At 74.1% G+C, this 6273-nt stretch carries 6 protein-coding genes; all 6 read left to right on the top strand.

Going from position 1 to position 6273, the window contains the following annotated elements; translation table 11 throughout:
• Positions 1-133: 133 nt before the first annotated feature.
• The 6 genes from ACFU7Z_RS09560 to ACFU7Z_RS09535 all read left to right on the top strand — a co-directional run bounded on the left by ACFU7Z_RS09560 (position 134) and on the right by ACFU7Z_RS09535 (position 6270).
• Positions 134-565 carry a hypothetical protein gene (locus tag ACFU7Z_RS09560; RefSeq protein WP_049651638.1) on the top strand — a complete coding sequence of 144 codons (432 nt, stop codon included), beginning with the start codon at positions 134-136 and terminating at the stop codon, positions 563-565.
• 109 nt (positions 566-674) lie between these two features.
• Positions 675-1559: an NAD(P)-dependent oxidoreductase gene (locus ACFU7Z_RS09555; RefSeq protein WP_117488646.1), complete on the top strand. Its 885-nt coding sequence runs from the start codon at positions 675-677 to the stop codon at positions 1557-1559.
• Positions 1560-1715: 156 nt separating this feature from the next.
• Complete coding sequence (locus ACFU7Z_RS09550; protein ID WP_380777140.1) at positions 1716-2297, top strand: NAD(P)H-dependent oxidoreductase; 582 nt, start codon at positions 1716-1718, stop codon at positions 2295-2297.
• A gap of 408 nt (positions 2298-2705) precedes the next feature.
• The gene (locus ACFU7Z_RS09545) at positions 2706-3848 is read left to right on the top strand and encodes an LPXTG cell wall anchor domain-containing protein (RefSeq protein WP_380777139.1); all 1143 of its coding nucleotides are present in this window, start codon (positions 2706-2708) and stop codon (positions 3846-3848) included.
• Positions 3849-4088: 240 nt separating this feature from the next.
• Positions 4089-5339 carry a hypothetical protein gene (locus ACFU7Z_RS09540; protein WP_375875080.1) on the top strand — a complete coding sequence of 417 codons (1251 nt, stop codon included), beginning with the start codon at positions 4089-4091 and terminating at the stop codon, positions 5337-5339.
• An 85-nt stretch (positions 5340-5424) separates the two neighbouring features.
• The gene (locus ACFU7Z_RS09535) at positions 5425-6270 is read left to right on the top strand and encodes a MerR family transcriptional regulator (RefSeq protein ID WP_380777138.1); all 846 of its coding nucleotides are present in this window, start codon (positions 5425-5427) and stop codon (positions 6268-6270) included.
• Positions 6271-6273: the final 3 nt, after the last annotated feature.

Genomic DNA, 6273 nt, shown 5'->3' with positions numbered 1-6273 from the left:
GCCCCGCGCCCGGGGCCGGGCCCGCCGGGCCGGGGTCTCGTTCGGGTGAACGCCGGAAGGGTAGCCGCAGAACACGGGATGACCCTTCGAAAAGCCGGTGCCGCTGTCAGTGGCGCGTGGCAGGCTTCCCGGTATGACGGCGTGGACCCTCAACGACATCGAACGCGCGATCCGCTCCTCCTGGGGCGTCGACACCTGTGCGCCCGAGGATCTGGCCCACTGGCGTCCCGACAATCCCGCCCGTGGTCAGTGCGGGGTGACGGCGATGGTGGTGCACGACCTGCTCGGCGGCGAGCTCATGATGGGCGAGGTGTACGTCGACGGGGTGCGGACGGACCTCCACTGGTGGAACCGTTTCGCCACCGGCTTCGAGATCGACCTCACCCGCGAGCAGTTCGGGCCGGACGAGCTGGTCGGCCGGGGCCGACCGGTCGCCCGCCCGGCCCGCCCCGGCCGGCTCCAGGCCCAGTACGAGCTGCTGCGCACCCGGGTGGTCGCCGAGCTGGAGCGCGGCGCGGCCGCCGACCGCACCCGGCTGCCGTCGAGGGCCCGCGCCTGCGCCTGAGAACCGGCCCGGCTCCGGGTGTGCTTCCGTGCCGACCGGCGGGTACCGCAAGACTTCTGACGTACAGTCGGCCGCATACGAGCGGTGCGGCGGCGACGGGAGTGCGCGGATGACCGGGCGGACGATCGGCTTCGTGGGGCTGGGTGCGATGGGGCGCGGCATGGCCGGCAGCCTGCTGCGGGCCGGCCACACCGTACGGGTCTGGAACCGCTCGCCCGAGCCGGTGGCCGCCATGGTGGCCGAGGGCGCGGAGGCGGCCGGCTCGCTCGCCGAGGTGTTCGCCGCCGACACGGTGGTCTCCATGCTCGCCAACGACGCGGCGGTCGAGCGGCTGCTGCTCGACCCCGCGCTGCTGGCCGGCGCCGGGGCGACCCTGCACGTCAACATGGCCACCGTCTCGCTCGCCCTCGCCGAGCGGGCCGAGGCGCTGCACGCCGAGCACGGCGTCGGCTACGTCGCCGCCCCCGTCCTCGGCCGGCCGCCGGTCGCGGCGGCGGGGCGGCTGAACATCCTGGTCGCGGGCGCGCCCGAACTGCTGGAGCGGGCCGAGCCGCTGTTCGCCGCGATGGGCGAGCGCACCTGGCACTTCGGCGAGAGCCCCCGGCAGGCCAACACCGTCAAGATCAGCACCAACTTCCTGATCGCCTGCGCGATCGAGTCGATGGCCGAGGCGTGCAGCCTGGCCGAGGCGCACGGGATCCGGCCGACCGACCTGGTCGACCTGCTCACCGGCACGCTCTTCCCCGGACCGATCCACACCGGCTACGGCGCGATGGTGGCCGAACGCCGGTACGAGCCGGCCGGGTTCAGGCTGCCGCTCGGCCTCAAGGACGTCGGCCTCGCGCTGGACGCGGGCGCCGCGCGCAACGTGCCGCTGCCGATCGGCAGCGTCCTGCGGGACGCCTTCCTGGACGCGCTGGCCCACGGCGACGGGGACAAGGACTGGGCGGCGGTCGCCGAGGTCGCCCGCCGCCGGGCCGGGCTGCCCGACTGACCTCCGCCCGCCGGCCCCCGGGCCGGGCTGCCGGACCGGACCCGCGCCCGCCAATCCCCGGCTGCCGCCCGGCGGTTGGCATGGGCGCGGAATAAACCGGCGTCCGACGGCTGCTCACTCCTGCGTCCGCACCGTACGTACCACGGAGGAGTCCTGATGGGTGATCAGCCGCCCGGCGCCGAGACGCCGCGCCGTTTCCTGTTCCTCGACGCCAGCGCGCGCCCCGACGGCAACTCGGCCCGGCTCGCCCGGCTGGCCGCCGAGTCGAGCCTGCCGGCCGGTGCCGAGCAGCGGTGGCTGCGGCTGGACGAGCACCCGCTGCCGCCCTTCCGGGACCTGCGGCACACCGGCGACGGCACGTACCCCGAGCCGGCCGGCCACGAGCGGACGCTGCTGGACGCCACCCTGGCGGCCACCGACCTGGTCTTCGTCGCGCCGCTGTACTGGTATGCGCTGCCGACCAGCGCCAAGCTCTACCTCGACTACTGGTCGGCCTGGTTCCGGGTGCCCGGCGTGGAGTTCCGCGAGGGGATGCGCGGCGGCACCATCTGGGGCGTGACCGCCCTCGCCACCGAGGACGACGACAACGCCGAGCCGCTGATCGGCACCCTCCGGCTGACCGCCGACTACATGGGGATGGGCTGGGGCGGGGTGCTGCTGGGCCACGGCACCCGCCCGGGCGAGGCGCTGGCGGACGAGCGCGCGGTGATCGCGGCCAAGTCCTTCTTCGCGGGCTGATCCTCCGGGCCGGCCTTCCGGGCCGGCCTTCCGGGCCGACCCCTCGGGGCAGAACCCTCGCGGCCGGTTCCGCACGGCCGACCCCCCCTCACGGACCGACCCCCGGCGGGCCGGGTGCCGCGCGCACGCGCCGCCCGCCGCCGGGGGTCGTGCGGTACCGTCCTCCGGGCGTGTACCCGTCATCCGGCCGCCGTCCCAGCCGAGCGCAAAAGGCGTACGGACGGCCAGAGTTGGACGAATCGGGCAGCCCTCTCCCGGGCCCGGACCGCAGTGTGCCACCCGCCTTCCGGACCGGTCCCGTCGTTCGGTACTCTCCGTCGCACTTTCAGCTTTCGCGGGGGGTCCGCGGCGTTCTTCGGCCGCCCCCTCGCGCCCGGGCCTCGCCCGGACACTTCCGTGAGGTCTCCCTTGTCCATACGTCGCAGTCTTGCCCTTGCCGGGGCCGCCGCGCTCGCGTCCTCGCTCGTCCTGGCCGGCGCCCAGGGCGCCATGGCCGTCGGTGCCACCGGCACCCCGTCCGCCGTCGCCTCGCAGGCCGACAAGGCGTCGCGCGCGAGCCTCGACCTCTCGCTGAACGGCGTGCCCGGCACCTTCATCGCCGGCGGCGACGCCCGCGAGTTCACCTTCAAGATCGACAACCGGACGAAGCACGACTTCGTCTTCATCCCGCTGCTCAAGTTCAAGAACAAGGCGGGCTCGCTCCAGGCGAAGGACCTCAAGGTCCAGTACCGGCTCCCCGGCGGTGAGTGGCAGACCGCCGTGGTCGCCCCCGACCAGAGCGGCGAGAAGAACAGCTCCGTCCTGATGATGCTCGGCACCCTCGACTCGGCCGGCAACCCGGTCGCCGACGACCTGCTCGGGGTGAACCGCGGCAAGAACGTCCCGATCAAGGTCCGGGCGTCCTTCAATGACGGCTCCCCGCTCGGCCGGGCCGGCGTCGTCCCGGTCGTCTTCGCCGCCCAGCTCGACGACTCCACCCACCAGCCGGTCGACAACGGCCACCTCAGCTGCGACGGCGGCGTGGGCTTCACCATCAAGGCGCCGGGCGGCAAGCCGACCCCGACGCACACCGGCAAGCCCAGCCCGACGCCGACCCAGTCCCAGACGGGCAAGCCCAGCCCGACCGCGAGCGGCTCGCCGTCGGCCACCGCGACCGTCACGCCGACCGAGAAGCCGACCGAGACGCCCACCGGCAAGCCGACCGACACCCCGACCGAGAAGCCCACCGAGAAGCCGACCGAGAAGCCGACCACTCCGGCCACCGGTGAGCCCTCCGGCTCGGCCACCGCCCCGGCCCCGGTCGAGAGCAGCGGCGACACCTCGGGCCCGATCGACTTCCCGGTGGAGCCCCCGGTCATCACCCCGCCGCCGCTGACCCCGGCCGCCGTCGACAAGGCCAAGGCCGTCGCGGACGGCAGCGACAAGGCCCTGGCCCAGACCGGTGGCGGTAGCAACACCACCGCGATCGCGGCCACCGGCGGCGCCGTCCTGGTGGCCGGTGTCGGCACCCTCGTGGTGCTGCGCCGCCGCAAGTCCGCCCAGCAGGGCTGAGGCGAAGCGCGCTGACGCGAGCGCGCCGACCCGAGGCGCGCCGACCCGAAGCGCACTGATCCGAAGGGCACTGATCCGGAACACCCCCGTGCCGCCCGCACCGTCCCCTCGGACGGATCCGTGGGCGGCACGGGCCGTTCCGGGGGCCGACCCGGGCCGTCCCGCGGGCGGTCCGGACGGTTCTCCTCCGTCACATAGGATGTCCGGCCGGAGGGGGGCGGAACGGCGGGGAGAGGACAGGTGCGGGTAGCACGCACGGCACGGACCACCACCGACTACGAGGCGACGACCGGGCGGATAGCCGGGCTGCCGCTCCGGAGGCACCACGTCCTGCTGACCGCCTGGACGGTGCTCTGGTTCCTCCTGGTCGAGCCCAGCGGCGGCTTCTCCTGGCACTACCTGCGCCAGGGCGAGCAGTTGCTCTTCAGCGGCCAGCCCGACGGCGGCCTGTCGCTCTACGCCCACCACCCGGAGCTCCAGATCGGCCCGGTCAGCCTGGCCGCGGCCAGGCTCACCGCCCCGTTCGCACCGCACACCGGCGAGCTGATCGCCGAGGCGGTGAGCGCCGGGCTGGGCCTGGTGATGCTGGTCGTGGTCGGCCGCACCGCGGCCCTGTACTACCTCGGCACCGGGACCAACCACCGGCGGCTGCAGCAGCGGCTGCTGATCGCCGGGCTGGCGTTCATCCCGATGTGGGTCGAGGTCTCGGTCCGCTTCGCGCACCTGGACGACGTCCTCGCGCTGTTCTTCACCACCCTCGCCGCGCACGCCCTGGCCCGCGGCAAGCCCGTCCAGGTCGCGGTCTTCCTGGCGCTGGCGGTGGACTCCAAGCCCTGGGCGATCGCCTTCGCCCCGCTGATCCTGGCGCTGCCCCGGCCCGCCTGGCTGCGCACCGCGCTCTGGTTCTGCGCCCTGGTGGCGATCGCCTGGCTGCCGTTCTACCTGGGCAACCTGGACACCATGGCGGCCGCCAAGTTCACCATCCCGAACCAGCCCGCCTCCGCGCTGCGCTGGTTCGGGGTCACCGACCCGGCCACCCCCTGGTGGGACCGGCCGACCCAGTTCGCGCTCGGCATCGGGCTCGGCTGCGTCGCCGTCTGGCGCGGCCGCTGGCCGGCCGTGGTGCTGCTGGGCGCGGACGCCCGCATCCTGCTCGACCCGAGCGTCTACACGTACTACACGGCCTCGATCCTGCTCGGCACCCTGCTCTGGGACGCCGTCGGGCAGAAGCGGCTCGTCCCGTGGTGGAGCTGGATCGCGCTGGCCGCGCTGTACGGCGGCACGCTGTTGCTCCCGTCCGACGCGGCCCGCGGCTTCGTCCGGCTCGCCTTCGTGGTGGTCTCCGCCGGGTACGTGCTGTTCTGGCCCACCCAGCGGTCCCGGCGGCAGCGGCCCGGCGCACCGGGCGACGGCGGCAGCGGCGGCACCGGCCGCCGGGGCGGTCGGGGCGGCCGGCGGCGCGAGCGGGCGCTGGCCGGCGCCGGGGTCTGACGGCAGGGGCCCGTCCCCGTCCACGGCTTGACCCTCACGCGACGTGAGAGCCGAGGGTGGTGGTCAGCACCAGGGAGGAACCCCGATGACCAGTGAGGGCTACTCGGTCGGCGCCGTGGCGAAGATCGCCAAGGTGACCGTCCGCACCCTGCACCACTACGACGAGATCGGCCTGCTGTCCCCGGCCGGCCGGACCCGGTCCGGCTACCGCCGGTACGTGGACGCCGACCTCGACCGGCTGCAGCAGGTCCTCTTCTATCGGGAGCTCGGGTTCCCCCTGGACGAGATCGCGGCGATCCTGGACGACGACTCGGTCAGCCCGACCGAGCACCTCCGGCGGCAGCACCGGTTGCTCACCGACCGGATCGGTCACCTCCAGGAGCTCGCCTCAGCCGTCGAACACGCCATGGAGGCACGGAGAATGGGCATTCAGCTGACCCCGGAGGAGAAGTTCGAGATCTTCGGCGAGGGCTACCAGGAGGACTGGGAGCAGGAGGCCGAGCAGCGCTGGGGCGACACCGCGGCCTGGGCCGAGTCGCAGCGCCGCACCGGCGGCTACTCCAAGGCCGACTGGCAGCGCATCCAGGCCGAGATGACCGCGCTCAACGAGCGCCTGGCCGGGGCGGTCACCGCCGGCGAGCCCGCCGACGGCACGGTGGCCACCGGCCTCGCGGAGGAGCACCGGCAGCACATCCGCCAGAACTTCTACGACTGCACGTACACCATCCACCGCGGCCTGGCCTGCCTGTACGTCTCGGACCCGCGCTGGACCGACACCTACGAGAAGATCGCGCCGGGCCTGGCCCAGTGGCTGCACGACGCGATCGTCGCCAACGCGGACCGGCGCGAGGGGAAGTCCGCGGAGAAGACCGCGGAGAAGACCGAGGAGAAGCGTGCGGAGAAGACCGCGGAGAAGCGCGAGGGGCAGTAGACC

The organism is Kitasatospora sp. NPDC057518, assembly GCF_042802075.1.
Classification (GTDB): Bacteria; Actinomycetota; Actinomycetes; order Streptomycetales; family Streptomycetaceae; genus Kitasatospora.
Note: the sequence above shows the minus strand (reverse complement) of the source record. Positions and strands in the feature narration are given on the sequence as shown.